The 16,082-nt window shown below is 60.7% G+C and carries 10 protein-coding genes and 1 pseudogene; 6 read left to right on the top strand and 5 right to left on the bottom strand.

The features are described from left to right. Nucleotides 1-2 precede the first annotated feature (2 nt). From hutG to HMPREF2822_RS13895, 3 genes and pseudogenes are all read left to right on the top strand, one after another. Complete coding sequence (gene hutG / locus HMPREF2822_RS12065) at nt 3-971, top strand: formimidoylglutamase (protein ID WP_070524967.1); 969 nt, start codon at nt 3-5, stop codon at nt 969-971. Between the two features lie 33 nt (nt 972-1,004). Beyond that, nucleotides 1,005-1,397 (top strand): (deoxy)nucleoside triphosphate pyrophosphohydrolase, encoded by a 393-nt coding sequence (locus HMPREF2822_RS12060; protein WP_070524965.1) that lies wholly within the window; start codon nt 1,005-1,007, stop codon nt 1,395-1,397. Beyond that, nucleotides 1,394-4,499: pseudogene (locus HMPREF2822_RS13895) on the top strand (DUF3427 domain-containing protein). Before HMPREF2822_RS12060 ends, HMPREF2822_RS13895 begins: the two are co-directional and overlap by 4 nt. A gap of 353 nt (nt 4,500-4,852) precedes the next feature. On the opposite strand, the gene HMPREF2822_RS12050 reads toward HMPREF2822_RS13895, so the two are convergent. Next, entirely contained in the window at nt 4,853-6,088 is a 1,236-nt protein-coding gene (locus HMPREF2822_RS12050; RefSeq protein WP_070525264.1) for an MFS transporter, read from the bottom strand. Between the two features lie 106 nt (nt 6,089-6,194). On the opposite strand from HMPREF2822_RS12050, the gene HMPREF2822_RS12045 reads away from it, so the two are divergent. Continuing rightward, complete coding sequence (locus HMPREF2822_RS12045; RefSeq protein WP_230307869.1) at nt 6,195-6,716, top strand: hypothetical protein; 522 nt, start codon at nt 6,195-6,197, stop codon at nt 6,714-6,716. 36 nt (nt 6,717-6,752) lie between these two features. On the opposite strand, the gene HMPREF2822_RS12040 is transcribed toward HMPREF2822_RS12045, so the two are convergent. The 3 genes from HMPREF2822_RS12040 to HMPREF2822_RS12030 all read right to left on the bottom strand — a co-directional run bounded on the left by HMPREF2822_RS12040 (nt 6,753) and on the right by HMPREF2822_RS12030 (nt 10,314). Then, nucleotides 6,753-7,604, bottom strand: coding sequence for a hypothetical protein (locus tag HMPREF2822_RS12040; protein ID WP_070524963.1), 852 nt, complete (start codon nt 7,602-7,604; stop codon nt 6,753-6,755). A 63-nt stretch (nt 7,605-7,667) separates the two neighbouring features. Beyond that, nucleotides 7,668-8,516, bottom strand: a complete 849-nt coding sequence (locus tag HMPREF2822_RS12035; RefSeq protein ID WP_070524961.1) for a DNA primase — start codon at nt 8,514-8,516, stop codon at nt 7,668-7,670. A gap of 76 nt (nt 8,517-8,592) precedes the next feature. Continuing rightward, entirely contained in the window at nt 8,593-10,314 is a 1,722-nt protein-coding gene (locus HMPREF2822_RS12030; RefSeq protein ID WP_070524959.1) for a carboxylesterase/lipase family protein, read from the bottom strand. Nucleotides 10,315-10,428: 114 nt separating this feature from the next. On the opposite strand from HMPREF2822_RS12030, the gene HMPREF2822_RS12025 reads away from it, so the two are divergent. Together HMPREF2822_RS12025 and HMPREF2822_RS12020 are read left to right on the top strand one after the other, a co-directional pair. Further along, a complete protein-coding gene (locus HMPREF2822_RS12025; protein WP_070524957.1) occupies nt 10,429-11,190 on the top strand; it encodes a hypothetical protein in 762 nt (253 codons plus the stop codon). 153 nt (nt 11,191-11,343) lie between these two features. Then, nucleotides 11,344-15,066: a multifunctional oxoglutarate decarboxylase/oxoglutarate dehydrogenase thiamine pyrophosphate-binding subunit/dihydrolipoyllysine-residue succinyltransferase subunit gene (locus tag HMPREF2822_RS12020; protein WP_070524955.1), complete on the top strand. Its 3,723-nt coding sequence runs from the start codon at nt 11,344-11,346 to the stop codon at nt 15,064-15,066. A gap of 491 nt (nt 15,067-15,557) precedes the next feature. Here HMPREF2822_RS12020 and HMPREF2822_RS12015 read toward each other — a convergent pair. After that, on the bottom strand, nt 15,558-16,082 hold a 525-nt coding region (locus HMPREF2822_RS12015), incomplete at its 5' end, for an LPXTG cell wall anchor domain-containing protein (protein WP_118790730.1).

Here is a 16,082-nt window from a genome sequence, read left to right as displayed (position 1 = left end):
CCATGAACACCGTTGATGCCCCCGCCTACTCCCCCGCCCCCGAGTGGTCCGGCCGCTCCGATGGCCCGGGCCCCGAGCATGCGCGGTGGCACAGCGTGGTTCGCCCGCTGGACGTCGCCAAGCCCCAGGCAGATCCCGGCGTCGCACTCCTGGGTTTTGCCTCCGACGAGGGCGTTGAGCGCAACCATGGCCGCCCCGGCGCGGCTGCGGGCCCGGCCGCCCTGCGCAGCGCCCTGGGTTCCCTGGCGCTGCACCATACGCACCCGCTTTACGACGCCGGCACGATCACCACCCAAGGCACCGACCTGGAGGGCTCCCACGAGCGCCTCTCCGAAGCAGTGGAGACACTCTCGCGCGCCGGGCACCTGCCCATCATCCTCGGCGGCGGCCACGAGACGGCCTTCGGCTCCCACCGCGGCGCCTTCCGCGCCCAGGGCCCACTGCAGGTCATCAACCTGGACGCGCATTTCGATCTCCGCACCGCAGACGTGCCCACCTCCGGCACCCCGTTCAAGCAGATTTCTGAGCTGGTCGGCCGCGAGGACTTCGACTATTCCGTCCTGGGAATCTCCCGCCCTAACAACACGCCGGTGCTTTTCGACGAAGCCTCCGCCCTCGGCGTCACCGTCGTCCTCGACGAGGAATTGCTCAGCATGGACCGCGCCCAGGTGCGTGACACCGCCGCGCGCATCTGCGCCGGCACCACACCCATCCACCTCTCCATCGACTTGGACGTTTTGCCCGCCGACCAAGCACCGGGCGTCTCCGCCCCCGCAGGCCTCGGCGTCCCGGTAAACATCATCCGGGAACTCGCACTCACCATCGCCGCCACGGGACGCCTCGCGCTTGTCGACGTCGTCGAGCTCAACCCCACCTTCGACATCGACGCCCACACCGCCAAGCTGGCCGCGCGGTTGATTGATGACATTGTGACTGCGCATATTTCTGCTGCCACGGGCGCGAATTCCTAGATAAGACCGGGGCTAGCCGGCATACTGGTCCCCATGAGTTCACCGATTCGTGTTGTCGGCGCCGTCTTCACAGACGGCAATCGTTTCCTGGCCTGTCGAAAGGCTCCTGGAAAGTCCCTCGCCGGCATGTGGGAGTTTCCGGGCGGCAAGGTTGAGTCGGGCGAAACCCCGGAGCAGGCGCTGGCGCGTGAGATCAAGGAAGAGCTTTCCGTAACCGCAACCGTTGGCGACAAGGTCACCTCGACCTTGTACGAGTATGACTTCGCCACCATTGAGCTAACTACATTCCTGTGCCGCATCGAGTCCGGTGAACTAACCCTTAGTGATCACGACGAGACGCGTTGGGTGACCTCACCTGAGGCACGGGAACTCGACTGGGCTCCCGCAGACATTCCCACCGTCAAACTCATTTCTTCGCGCCTATGAGCTCCGAATCCATCCTGCCCTTCGGCATCTACGAAACCCCGGTCACCGCTCGTATTCAGGAGCGGATCGAGGAGACCAAACGGGCTCGCCCCACGGCTGCTACTGGCATCGCTCACGAGTCCACGAAGGACGTCAATCCGCGCTTCGCCGCGGCAGTGTCTCAGCATTTCGCCAAAGCACTTGAACAAAAACTCACCGAGATGACGAAGGCGGAAGACCGCGTTGCCCTCATCAATGCGCTAGCACAACATCTTGGTGCGGATGAGTCTATCGCCGCAGAACAGCTGCTCTACGCCATCTATCGATCAGAGCTCGAGGAGGCCCCGGAGCTTCCGGAAGTCTCGCTCAACACCAGTGCCTTGTTCACCAACAGCGTGGACGACACCAATATGTCGGTTGAGATCGCCCGTGAGATTAGAACGGCGGACTCCGTCGATCTGCTGTGCGCTTTCATCAAGAGCTCGGGCATTGCGATCATCAGCGATGAACTGGAATACCTCAGGGATCACCAGATTCCGTTGCGAGTCATTACGTCCACTTACTGCGGGGCGACCGAAGCAGCCGCAGTGCGCCGACTCGTGGAAGATTACGGTGCTGAAGTCCGCATTTGCTACGAACACAAGAGCACACGTTTGCATGCCAAGGCCTGGCTCTTCCGCCGCCAGTCTGGTTTCGACACCGCCTTCATCGGCAGCTCAAACCTTTCGTGCTCAGCGCTGGTTGATGGTTGGGAATGGAACGTCCGCGGCTCGCGTTCTTCCACGCCGGAGATCATTGAGAAGTTCATCAAGACCTTCGATAGCTATTGGTACGACAATCACTTCAAAACCTTTGTTCCGGAGAAGGACTACGCGCGCCTCAAGGAGGCTCTCGGCAGCGCCAAATTCCTCGAATCAAAGCCCGGCGAAAAGCTCGAGCTATCTGGCCTTCGCGTCGAGCCCTACCCCTACCAAGAAGAGATGCTCGAAGCTTTAGAGTCCGAGCGCGAAGTTCACGATCGTCACCGCAACCTCCTCATTGCCGCCACCGGTACAGGCAAGACGGTCGTGGCCGCATTGGACTACCGCCGCCTTTGCGAGAAGCTGGGGCGAAGGCCACGGCTGCTTTTCATTGCCCACCGGCGTGAGATTCTCACCCAGGCCCAGCGAACGTACCGCGAGGTTCTTCGCACTGCCAGCTTTGGCGAGCTCCTCCTCAGCGGTGAACAGCCTGCCCAGTGGGACCATGTCTTCGCGAGCATCCAGTCTCTGCATGGCAAGCGCCTGACCCAGATTGCACCGGACCATTTTGAGGTCGTCGTCATTGATGAGTTCCACCACGCCGAAGCTTCGACCTACCGCGCAGTCCTTGACTACTTGCAGCCGCGTGAGCTCCTGGGGCTAACGGCCACACCGGAGCGCGGTGACGGCGAGAATGTCCAGAAGTATTTCGACTATCGCGTAGCCCATGAGCTTCGCCTCTGGGATGCGTTGCGCCTCCAGCTCCTCGCGCCGTTGCACTACTACGGAGTCGACGATGATACCGACCTGACGAGCCTCACCTGGAACCGTGGAAAGAAGGACTACCAAGCTTCGGAGCTGAGCGAGTTTTATATCAAGGCCGGAGAGAAGCGCACCAGGTTCATCATCAATGAGCTCAACCGTCGCATCTTCGATCTCTCCGAAATGAAAGCCCTTGGCTTCTGCGTGACCATCGCCCACGCCGAATACATGGCGGAGCAATTCAACCTTTTCGGCATCCCTGCCTTAGCGGTCAGCAGCAAGCTCAACGTTGGTGAGCGTCGTCGCGCCATCGAGCAGCTTCGCGAGGGAACTATCAAGATCATCTTCGCGGTCGATATTTTCAACGAAGGCGTCGACATCCCAGCGGTCAACGCGCTGTTGCTTCTGCGCCCGACGCAAAGCCCAGTGCTCTTTGTCCAACAGCTTGGCGCCTCAACGAAGGAAAAACGCCTGCACCGTCTTTGATTTCTTAGGTCTCCAGCACGAGGAATTCGATTTCGAAGAGCGCTTCAAGGTGCTTACCGCCGCTCGCGGAAAGAACCTCGCCAAGGAGGTAGAGCAAGGTTTCCCTACTGCCCCGCCTGGCTCTAGCATCACCTTGGACCGCGTGACGACCGAGCGCGTTCTAAAGAACATCAAACGCTTGGCCCGGAACACCGTTAAGAAGATACGAGCACTCATTACTGACTACGGCTCGACCGACCTCGCAAGCTTCATAAATAGCTCTGGCGTCCCCGTGGAAGACATCTACCGTCGCAAGGGCATTACGTGGACCACGCTGCTTCGCGACGAGAACCTGCTGCCCTCCGGCCCTGCGAGCGAGCACGAAGAGTTTCTACTCAGCCGAATCCGGGTGCTGCTACACATCAACGATCCCAACCGCGTAGCGGCCTACAGTCTCCTGGTTTCTCCGGATGGGCCATATGAGAACGATATGACTCCCGAGCAAGTCCGGTACGCCACCATGCTTGTGCTGGCTCTGTGGGCGAACTCAAATACGGCAATCCCAGAGACCATTGACCAGGCCCTGGGCATCATCCGCGCCTGCCCTGCCTTCGTCGCCGAAGTAACTCAGGTTATGCGGCTCACACTCGACCGCTCCCGAGTCATCCCAGAGAAATCGACGAATAGTGTCTTGGAAACACACGCGGATTACAGCCTCGCCGAACTCGTCGGCGCTTTGGACGACGGCTCTCTGCGCAAGCTCGCCAACCTCCCACGCGAAGGGGTACGCTGCTTCGATGCCTTTAACACTGATCTTTTCCTGGTTACTTTCCAAAAGGATGAGAACGTTAGTGCTTCGACAAACTACCGCGATTACCCGCTAGCACCGGATCGTTTGCACTGGGAATCCCAATCCACCACATCACTTAAGTCCGCGATGGCTCACCGCTATATCCACCACCATGAGCTCAACGGGAACATCATCATAGCAACCCGTTTTAACAAGCGGAACAAGGTGGACACGGCATCAGCGTATACCTTCCTAGGAAACGTCGACTACGTCACGCACAGCGGTGAGAAGCCGATCCAGTTCGAATGGAGCCTCCGCCGTGACATGCCCAGGCAGCTTTATGCAGCCGGGCGCACTGTGGCTTAAACCTCACATTGAGTTAAACCAGGAAGTTGACGCCATAACCACCATAAATTAATCTTTTCTTAGCAGATTAAGAAGTAATTAATCTCTGTTGCCTTGGTGCAGAAAAATGGAGGTCGGTTATGGGAGCCGCGAGCGAGCGTAGCCAAAAGCGCTGGAACCGCCCAGATACCGGTTCCGAAACTTCCGTGTATGGGTTTACGCGTTTTCGGGAGCGCAGCTTCAAGACTGGCACCACCCCACGATGGGCTGCGTGCAGCAAGAAAGCGCGCCACACGCGCTAAGTAGCATTAACCCGCCCCGAAACTCCGTCAGCACAACTCCGCTAGCAATTCGTAGTCGGATGATTCTGCTTTCTATCGCCGCGGGTGGTAGCGGCGGCGCAACCCACGCAGAATAATCTTCCGCTCCCCCAAGGTGTCGCGGCCGAAAATCCACGCCACAATGCCCGCCGCAGCCACCACCGCGCAGAACCCGAAAGCTGTCTCAAATCCGTACCTATCCGCCAGCAGCCCGATGAAAATCGGGCCTAAAATCTGCCCGAAGTCACCTGCCATCTGGAACGTCGACAGCACCTGTCCGCCCGAGCGCTGCGAGCCCACGATGTCCGCCACGGCTGCTTGCTGCGACGGAGCGATGAGGCCCGATGCCGCGCCGGACAGGGCGGAAAGGATGAGGAGGGATACGATGTTCGTCGCCAAGCCCAGCGTGCCAACGAACAATGCGGAGCCCACCAGTCCTGCAATGATGAGCGGGCGGCGCCCGACCCGGTCGGACCATGATCCGGAGAACTGCAGGACAATGGCGTTGCCGGCGGCGAAGGCCGCCAGAGCGACGCCCGACGTCGAGGCGCCGTTGGCAAAAATGGCGGCTGCGAACAGAGGGAGGACAGCCACGCGCACGCCCATGTTGATCCAGCCTTGGGCAAAATTCGACGTCAGTACCGCCCGGTAGGCGGTATCCTCCCAGGCTTCCGCCAAGTGCATCGGACGGAGTTGACGCCGGCGCTCATCGGCGCGATTGACCGACGGCATGAGGATCCACACAACCAACGCGGCGATAGCCACACCGGTGCCGTAAATAAAGAAGGGCCACCGGAACCCCAGGAAGGAAAGGCTCGCCCCCACGAGCGGGCCAATCACGTTTCCGAGAAGGAAGGATGTGGCGTAGGTAGCCGAACAGCGCCCGCGGATGCTGGGCGGTGCCAGGCGCACGATGAGCCCCATCGCCGCGACAGTAAACATCGTCGAACCAATGCCCGCGATAGCCCGCAAGGCGACGATCTGCCAGTATTCCTGCGCCATTCCCACCAAGCCGGTGGTCAGCGCCACGGTGAACAAACCTGTCACGTAAACGCGGCGCGTGCCCACGCGGTCAATGAGGAAGCCGGCGGCCGGGGCGAAGACAAGGCGGCTGGCGGAAAAGACGGAGACAACGAGGCCAGCTGCGGCCATCGAGACGTTGAAGCTGACGATGAACTGTGGAAGCAGCGGCGCAATGAGCCCGTACCCCAAGGCGATGATGAACCCGGCGGTGACCATGACCCAAATTTCCCGCGGGATCTTAACCTGCGGAGCTGCAGTATTTTTCATATCGCCATTCACTGTATCCCACCCCGTCAAATCATCGAACGTTTCATCGAACATACGTTCCCTTAAAGATTCGGTGATGTCCGCGTGGATTTCTAGTGTGTGGGCCATGAAGAACTACAGCAGCATTCACACGTCCGTTCAGTCCCCGTCCACTCTCAGCACCGGTGAACTCACCGCGGATATCCTCTACCACCACCACGAAACGCTTCGCTCCATAGAGAGCATCATCCGTCATCCGCGCTCGCTTGCGCGGCCGACGCCACAGTGGCGCCCGCCATCAAAAGTGCTGCCACCGGTAGAGATATATGGCGGTGAAGCGCTCCCACTGACGCTTACCATTTCGCGCCACCGCGTGGGTGAGCGGGCTAAGGCCCGTGTTCTGGGTTATGGCGAAAAGCGCGTGCCCTCTTACCTCGTTACGGTGCGCATTACTGATCCCACTGGCCGCCCCGTCGCCCCTTCACTAGCGGAAGCGTGGGTGCGGGCCCTAGTTCCTGAAGAACTCGTCTCCGCGGTGCATGAGATTTCCAGCAGCAGCGCGGCTACGTTTGTGTGGCTGGTGGATAGCGCCTACACACCGGTGCATTCCCCGCTTTCCCTTTTCGAAGGGTTTAGTCAGGCCGCCTAATACCGGTGGGCCTCATCAGGTCGAGATGCTCAGCCGCTAGAAATAGCGCTGGATCCGGTCCAGAAAACCTTTGGGCGGCTCCTCATCAAGAGAAAGCGAGAACCTGTCCTCCGTCAGCACGCGATCCAAAGCTGGGCGCGTCTCCGGGTAGTCATAAAGGCGGAGGATCGGCTTCGGAGCCAAGCGGATTGCAATGCACACCACAAGTGCCGTAAACGTCTTATCAATGACGTCAGAGCACAGGTTCTGAAGCAGTATGGCGAGGCGTTCATCATGCAGTATGAGCTCCCACAGCGCTATAAGTTCAGCGGGGCCGCGCTGGCCGTAATCGCTGGGAAGTAACCACGTAGAAACGGCGGACAACAATCCTGCGACAATGCCCAGCCCGGTACCAGCAAGCATCATGGCCAGCATTCGTTTAAACGCACCACGGCGCGCAAGCCAGCCAAACAAATAGGCCACCACCACGGCTGTTGGCAAATACGCCAAGAGCGACGGGTTATTGATACTAGCCAGGCAAGCGCTCAAAACTGCGGTGCCCATTCCCAAGACAGGGCCGTAAACGATTGCTATGAAAGCCGTGCCCATCATGTCGAGGTACAAGGGGATGTTGATGTTGAAGATCAACGACGACAAGAGGAGGTTTGCCGCCACTGCAAGCAAAGGGTTGAACAGTGCGTGGTTACCCAAGGACCGCCACTGTGCGGCAATGAAGAGAATTGCGCCGAGCAGACTCAGGCACCACACGCCGGTCGAAAGCACGGAGGAAAAGACAAAATCACGATGGCCATAGTCCGAGCGCAACGACAGGACCCAAGACAAGGCCACGCACACTAGCGCGGAGCCAACACACAGACGCTGGCTCAGTGATGCCTTGCCAATCGGCATTTGTCTTGGTTGCTCCTCTTCAACGCCAGGGAAAAGTACGCTCCTACCCTACCCCGGACGCTTTTAGTCGTCGGCGTCGCCTTCCTCGATGTCGGAGTCATCGTCATCATCGTCGTCGAAAAGAACGTCATCCTCGTCCTCATCGTCAGCACCGAAAATGTCATAGACCTCAGGCTCGTCAAAATCGGAGTCATCGATACTAACCAGCTGGGCTTCCCAGTCCAAGGCCTGATCGGAGACAAGGCTCAGCACGTCAAAGAGACGGTCAAAATCGGTGTAGGTGCCCAGTTCGAGGGCCTCGGCAGGAACCTCGATGATGGGGGCTAGCCCGCCGTCCACGTCTTCCGCGTCGCCGAAGATGGCAACGCGCTCTTCTTCGCTCAAGTCCTCTGGAGTCTCGATGTCCCAGAGCTTGCTGATTGCCTCATCCTCCAGCTCATCGAGCTCTTCCTCATCAAAGTCGAAGGAGAGGAAACGCACGACCGCGCTCGGAACACCGTCGATGGTCTCCACCAGCACGCGCAGTTCCGAATCGTTGGCTACCTCCGCCACGACGAGGTTCGGGTTGAATTCGTCCTGGACAAACTCCAGCTCAGCGATGCGCTCATCGGTACCTTCTAGCAGGTCACGCAGCACCGTCACCACCTGGTCCGTGGCGATGTGACGGGATACGGCCTCAACCGCATCCTCCACAGAGAACGCCACGGAGACCAAAACGGCCTCGAAGTCTTCGTCATCCTCGTCCACGTCGGCGGCGGCGATGTATACGTTGGCGGCTGGCAGAAGTGGGTCAATTTCCACAAACTGGATTTCCAAATCGGAGGTGATGGGCACGAACATCACATCGTCATTGACGCGGGACTCAATGCCCTCCCCGTCCAGCGCAGAGGCGATATCTTCAAAAAAGCTCATGTGATAAACATCCATCCATGTGGGAGTCTCACCCAGGCTGCTGCCAAGGCCCCACACATCTTACCTGCGTTCGCCGTCAATAGCTGCCGTCCTCAAGCAGGAATCCCAGTTCCTTCAGAATCTCCGGTCGCCCGGTGCCCCACTCCAACATGTCGTAGGCCTCCCACGCTTGGCGACGCCCCTCCATCGGCGCCTCCTCGACGCGCGGCTCCACATCGAAGACCATGGTCGAGCGCTGCGGGGCGCGATATTGCGGCCAGTTCTCTAGAGGTGCGCCGCCCCGAATGAACTCGCCCCACTGCGCCTGCATGGTCTCGGTCACCTCCTCCATCTCGGAGGATTTGGCAATGCTGTTAAGAAAGGAAACGCGTGATGCTCCCGGATCACCAAAGATATTGGAGAGCTCCATCGAGTGCATCGCCCCCAAGCCCAACCAACGCAGTGCTGCCGGGGCGAAGTCGAAGCGGTACATCCACGTCGGATAGCGCCGCGCATGCTCCGAAGCCACGCGGACGGTGGGGGCCCAGAAGAGGGCGTCGGTAAGCAAGTCCCCGAAATCGCGGCGCGACACCGCACCACCGTATGCCGCGACGACATCCGGTGCGCTTTCCGGATCGAAGGAAGCTAGCAGGCGCAGCGCTGCGCGCTCACGCGCACTCTGACGCTGGTAAAGGAACTTGCCAAAACTAGCTTCACCGGAGTTGGTTCCTACAAGCAAGGGCACGGGGTGCTGGTTGCCGGCCTCGAAGGCCTCGATGGGGTGCTGTGGGATGAGGTCGCCGTCGACAGTCGGCGCATAGCAGGAATTTAGATACAGTAACTCCCCCGCGCGCCACATCATAGACTGACCGGAGCGCACCACGTCCGCGAAATCTTCGCGGCGTAAATCATCCGCGGTGGTATCACGCGGCAAGGCCATCTTGTGGACCAGCTCGCGGGCCCAAAAGACTGACTGCGCTCGCGAATGAATCATGCCGATCGGTGGTGATTGAGCAATCGCACGGTGGAACAGGCCCTCGGCGCGCGGAACAGCCATCAACGTCAGGACCGCAGCACCGCCGGCGGATTCCCCCATGAGCGTGACATTGTCTGGGTCCCCGCCGAAGGCCGCGATATTGTCCCGCACCCACTCCAAAGCCAAGACCTGGTCCGCCACCGCCGGGTTAGCGCACGCCTCACCGCCAAGACTGCGGACGTCGAGGTAACCCAAGGCGCCTAAGCGGAAGTTCACCGAAACATAGACCACGCCCATCTGCGCCGCGAATTCGAAACCGCGCAGCATCAACATGTGGGAGGAGCCCACGATGAAGCTACCACCATGCAAATACACCACGACGGGCAGCTTCTCCCCTGCCTGAGAACCCGACGGCGCATCGGGCCCACCCGCATGGTGTGGGCGGACGACATCGAGAGTCAGGCAGTCCTCCGCACCTTCAATGCGGTCGGTCCAGGAATAGACCGGCTGCGGGGCAACGTGGCCAAACTCGCGGCAATCCCGGATCCCTTCCCAGGCCGGGGCCGGGCGCGGCTCCATGAAACGGTTCGCGCCCGACGTATCCGCGCCGAAGGGAATCCCGCGCCACGATCGCACGGGCGCGCTCAGCGGACGGTCCGTGCGCAATTCCTCTTCGATGCAGCCACGTACCCAACCGCCGCTGGTGAGGACCGTGAGATCGTCGGCAAGCGCGGTGCGTGCTGCCTCGTGGGCGGCGCGGGCACGGGCGTGGAGGGAATCTGCAAGCAAGCGCGCCGCGGCCACGCTGACCTCACGCGGAGGGGAAGGCTCAAACTCGCTCATGTCTCATACCCTAGTGTGCTAGCTTGCCGACGCGCTCAATAAAGCTTTTCGATACGGTGGTAAACATACAGTTCAGGTTCACAATCAGCATTAGCAAAGAAATAAGGTGAGACAATGCTCGACAAGGTCTTTGACAAAAAGAACAAAACTGTTAGCCGCCGGGATTCATCTAAAGAGGGGGCCAGCACTTCCGAGACGGTAGGCACCTTGGAGGTTGATGAGTCCAACCGCATTACCCAAGGTTTCTTAGGAGCCATCGACAAGATCCTCTCAGTACAGTCTTCCGTCATCATCAGCTACGTCGAAGGCGTAAAGAAGCGCAACTCCGACGCCAGCCCGGCTCAGCTCCAAGCGCTCATTGACAAGCACTTCATGAACATCATCACCGGCACGGGTGCCGCCGCCGGTGCCTCCGCTGCTATCCCCGGTATCGGCCTCGTCACCGGCGCGGCCACCGTTGGCGCTGAATCCCTGGTCTTCCTCGAAGCAGCCGCGTGGTACATCCTCGCCTCGGCGCACTTGCGCGGTGACGACATCCGGGATAAGGAGCGCCGCCGTGCACTCGTGTTGGTGGTGCTTACCGGCTCCCAGGGCAGCGCCTTGGTCGATACCTTTGTGGGCGATGTGACCTCACTGTCCGGTGTAACCTCCGCGGCTACTCTCTCGCGCTTCTCCGGCCCTACCCTCAGCGGCCTCAACGGCCGCCTGACCAAGCTGTTTATGAAGCAAGCCACCAAGAAGCTGAAGTGGGCGTGGGTGTCTAAGCTGCTGCCGATGGGTGTAGGCGCGGTGTTGGGAACAACCGCCAACCGCAAATTGGGCCGCCAAGTTATTGACCATGCCAACACCCAACTCTCCCCCCTGCAGGGGGAGTAAAGGCCGCGAAACGCGCCCAGGATAGTGGCCAAACTTACAGGGCCCGTATCATAAAGGAAGACACTTTTCGGGGTGCCTTTCGCACCCGTGGATTGGCCTACTAGAGTCGAATAAAGACAAATTTAGAAGCACAGAAAGAGGCGAGCATCTGCCGTGAGCAACTCGAGCATCTATGGCCCGAATGCGTGGCTGATTGACGAACAGTTTCAGCAGTACTCAAAGGACCCGAACTCCGTAGACAAGGAGTGGCGCGAGTACTTTGAGGCCAACGGGGCACCGAAGTCGGCCGCACAGTCCAAGGCTGCGGACGCTCCGGCCACCACCCCCGCACAGAAGAAGGGCGCGGCACAGGCTGCAGAGAAGTCCCCTGCCGCACCGGGTGCCAAGGCACCGAGCGACTCTAAGGCTTCTGCCGCGGCCGCTAAGTCCGCAAAGAAGGCGGAGAAGAAGTCCGAGTCCCCGCTGGATCGCATCAAGGATGCACCGGAGCCGGGCTCCCGCGTGCTCAAGGGCATGTTCAAGGCAATCGCCAAGAACATGGACGAGTCCCTGGAGATCCCCACCGCCACCACCGTGCGCGACATCCCGGTCAAGCTCATGTGGGAAAACCGTGCGATGATCAACGATCACCTCAAGCGCACCCGCGGCGGCAAGATCTCCTTCACCCACATCCTGGGCTACGCCATGGTCAAGGCGGTTCAGATCCACCCGGACATGAACGTGCGCTACGAAATCAAGGACGGCAAACCCACCGTGGTCCAGCCGGAGCACGTCAACCTGGGCCTGGCCATCGACCTCCCGCAGAAGGATGGTTCCCGCGCCCTCGTCGTGGCTGCCATCAAGGAGGCAGAGAACAAGACCTTCTCCGAGTTCATCGATGCCTACCAGGACATCGTTGACCGCTCCCGCAAGAACAAGCTGACGATGGATGACTTCTCCGGCGTCACCATCAACCTGACCAACCCGGGCGGCATTGGCACCCGTCACTCCATCGCCCGCCTGACCAAGGGTTCCGGCGCCATCATCGGTGTCGGCTCCATGGACTACCCGGCTGAATTCGCCGGCACCTCCGCAGACCGTCTGGCAGACCTGGGCGTCGGACGCCTGGTTACCCTCACCTCCACCTACGATCACCGCGTTATCCAGGGCGCTGAGTCTGGTGAGTTCCTGCGCACCATCGGCCAGCTCATTCTGGACGACGCCTTCTGGGACGAGCTCTTCGAGTCCATGGGCGTTCCCTACCAGCCCTTCCGCTGGGCTGCCGACGTCCCCAACACGGGCGTCGACAAGAACACGCGCGTCATGCAGTACATCGAGGCCTACCGCTCCCGCGGCCACCTGCTGGCTGACATCAACCCGCTGGGCTGGAAGCAGCCGGGCCTGCCTTGGCCGGATCACCGCGACCTCGACCTGGCTACCCACGGCCTGACCATCTGGGATCTGGACCGCACCTTCAACGTCGGCGGTTTCGGTGGCAAGGAGACCATGACTCTGCGTGAGGTGGTTACCCGCCTGCGCTCCGCTTACACCCTCAAGGTCGGCTCTGAGTACGCCCACATCCTCGACCGCGATGAGCGCGGCTGGCTGCAGGAGCAGATTGAGGCCGGCATGCCGAAGCCGACCAACTCTGAGCAGAAGTACATCCTGCAGAAGGTCAACGCGGCTGAAGCCTTCGAGAACTTCCTGCAGACCAAGTACGTGGGCCAGAAGCGCTTCTCCTTGGAGGGCGCTGAGTCCCTCATCGCCCTGCTGGACTCCATCGTGGACACCGCCGCTGGCCAGGACCTCGACGAGGTCGTCATCGGTATGCCGCACCGCGGCCGCCTCAACGTGCTCTTCAACATCGTGGGCAAGCCGCTGGCAGATATCTTCGGTGAGTTCGACGGCAACTACAAGGGCGGCCAGCTCGGCGGATCGGGTGACGTGAAGTACCACTTGGGTGCTGAGGGCGAGCACCTGCAGATGTTTGGTGACGGCGAAATCAAGGTCACCCTGGCCGCTAACCCGTCTCACCTCGAGGCCGTTGACCCGGTCATGGAAGGTATCGCACGTGCCAAGCAGGACATCCTGGACAAGGGCGCGGAGGGCCACACCGTCGTGCCGATCATGCTCCACGGCGATGCTTCCTTCACCGGCCTGGGCGTGGTCCAGGAAACCATCAACCTGTCCAAGCTGCGCGGCTACACCACCGGCGGTACCGTCCACGTAGTTGTCAACAACCAGGTTGGCTTCACCACCACCCCGGACTCCGGCCGTTCCACGCACTACGCCACCGACCTGGCCAAGGGCTTCGACTGCCCGGTCTTCCACGTCAACGGCGACAACCCCGAGGCAGTTGTCTGGGTGGGCAAGCTAGCCACCGAGTACCGCCGCCGCTTCGGCAAGGACGTCTTCATTGACCTCGTCTGCTACCGCCTGCGCGGCCACAACGAGGCCGATGACCCGTCGATGACCCAGCCGCTGCTCTACGACATCATCGATGACCACAAGTCCGTCCGCGAGCGCTACACCGAGGAGCTCATCGGCCGCGGCGACCTCTCCGATGAAGAGGCAGAGGCAGCTGCACGCGACTTCCACGACCAGATGGAATCCGTCTTCACCGAGCACAAGAAGGCGCAAGAGGCTGGTCCGAAGGAGCAGACCGGTATTACCTCCTCCCAGGAGCTGACTCGCGGTCTGGATACCTCCATCACTGCCGAGGAACTCGCCGAGATCGGCGATGCCTACGGCACCCCGCCAGAGGACTTCGAGTACCACAAGCGTGTTCGCAAGGTTGCCAAGGACCGCCAGAAGACCTCCCGCGAAGGCGGCATCGACTGGGGTTGGGGCGAGCTCATCGCCTTTGGCTCCCTGGCCAACTCCGGCAAGGTCGTGCGCCTGGCCGGTGAGGATTCCCGCCGCGGTACCTTCACCCAGCGCCATGCAGTGGCCTTCGACCCGCACACGGGTATGGAATACAACCCGGTTGCACACCTGGCTGAGGCCAAGGGCAATGGCGGTAAGTTCATGGTCTACAACTCCGCGCTAACCGAGTACGCCGGCATGGGCTTCGAGTACGGCTACACCGTGGGTAACCCGGATGCTGTAGTGGCCTGGGAGGCACAGTTCGGTGACTTCGCCAACGGTGCTCAGACCATCATCGATGAGTACATCTCCTCCGGTGAGGCCAAGTGGGGCCAGCTGTCCAGCCTGATCCTGCTGCTGCCCCACGGCTACGAGGGCCAGGGCCCGGACCACTCCTCGGCCCGCATCGAGCGCTACCTCCAGCTGTGCGCTGAGGGCTCCATGACTGTGGCACAGCCGTCCACCCCGGCTAACCACTTCCACCTGCTGCGCCGCCAGGCACTTGGTGAGATGAAGCGCCCGCTCGTGGTCTTCACCCCGAAGTCTATGCTGCGCAACAAGGCTGCAACCTCCTCCGTGGAGGACTTCACTGAGGTCAAGAAGTTCCAGTCCGTCATCAACGACCCGAACTTCGTTGACATCAACGGCAAGAAGGTCGGCGATACGGACAAGGTCAAGACCATCATGCTGGTCTCCGGCAAGCTCTACTGGGAGCTGGCAAAGAAGAAGGAGGCCGACGGCCGCGACGATATCGCTATCATCCGCGTGGAGATGCTCCACCCGATTCCGTTCAACCGTCTGCGTGAGGCTTTCGAGGCTTACCCGAACGCAACGCAGATTCGCTTCGTGCAGGACGAGCCGGCGAACCAAGGTCCGTGGCCGTTCTACAACGAGCACCTGCGTGAGCTCATCCCGGATATGCCGGAGATGGTCCGCGTCTCCCGCCGCTCGCAGTCCTCGACTGCTACTGGTAACGCGAAGGTTCACCAGATTGAGCAGAAGAACCTGCTAGAGGAAGCCTTCGACGTCTAAAGGCGCTTAAGCCCCAGCGGCTGTCCCCAAGCACAGCGACGCTAGCAAGGCCCCGGCCACCACGAACTCACAACGAGTGCGGTGGCCGGGGCTTCTTCTTGCCCGCAGGGAACCCAACAGCTGCGCCGCACACGCCTACGTCTCCCCCGCCCACCCTTCGCGCTCACAGGGGGACATCAATCAGCGACCACTAGTGCTCCCGGTGAGCGCGAAGGGTGACGCACACAAGAGTCCTAAGGCCCCGGCGGTTCTCAGCGTTTCGGCCGACAGGACAGCGGGCCCTCAATCTTGCTCAGTTCCGGTCGAGGGGCGCAACACCACGAAAGCTGACAAACCTTGCTCAATGCCAGCATCGAACTTCGAAGGCGTATCTGGACCTCGCAGTGCGATTGCGTAAAAAGAAACGCCCGAGCTTTTGCTCGGGCGTTTGCTCGTGGTTCACTCAACCACTGCCTTGGGGGCTGGCCAAGCCCCCTAAGGAAACCTAGGTCTTAGGAATCCTTGCGGCGGCTAGGACGCAGAATCAACGCTGCACCAGCGATGAGCGCCAAAGCCACACCAATGAGGCCTAGGACGTTGGCACCGGTGTTGGCGAGCTTGCCAGACGAGGTGCTCTTAGCAGAGGCCGCAGTGCTCGAGGTCGTACCAGGCTGGCTGGCCTGGGTCGGCTGAGCATTCTGGTTCTGCGTTGGCGTCGGCTGTGCTTCCGTGTTAGGCGCCTTCGGCGCTTCCGAAGCTTCCGGTGCCTTCGGCTGCTGTGGCTTCAGCGGCTCAACCGGCTTGACCGGCTTCGTCGGCAGCTCCGGAATGTGCGGAGGCTTGAAGAAGTGGGCCAGTACCGGCGGGATAATCACCAGCGGGATGAGCGGCCACAGGCTGCTGAGGTCCGGAATGCTCGAAGTAGAGGAACCAGGCTTTTCAGGTTCTTCAGTCGGGGTTTCCGTCGGAACCTCTGTTGGATCTTCCGTCGGGTCCTCAGTCGGCTCTACCGTCGGATCGTCCGTCGGGTCCTCGGT

Origin of the sequence: Corynebacterium sp. HMSC062E11 (genome assembly GCF_001811845.1) — a bacterium.
Taxonomy (GTDB): domain Bacteria; phylum Actinomycetota; class Actinomycetes; order Mycobacteriales; family Mycobacteriaceae; genus Corynebacterium; species Corynebacterium hesseae.
The sequence above is the reverse complement of the archived record's forward strand: the minus strand, read 5'-3'. Positions and strand labels throughout refer to the sequence as shown.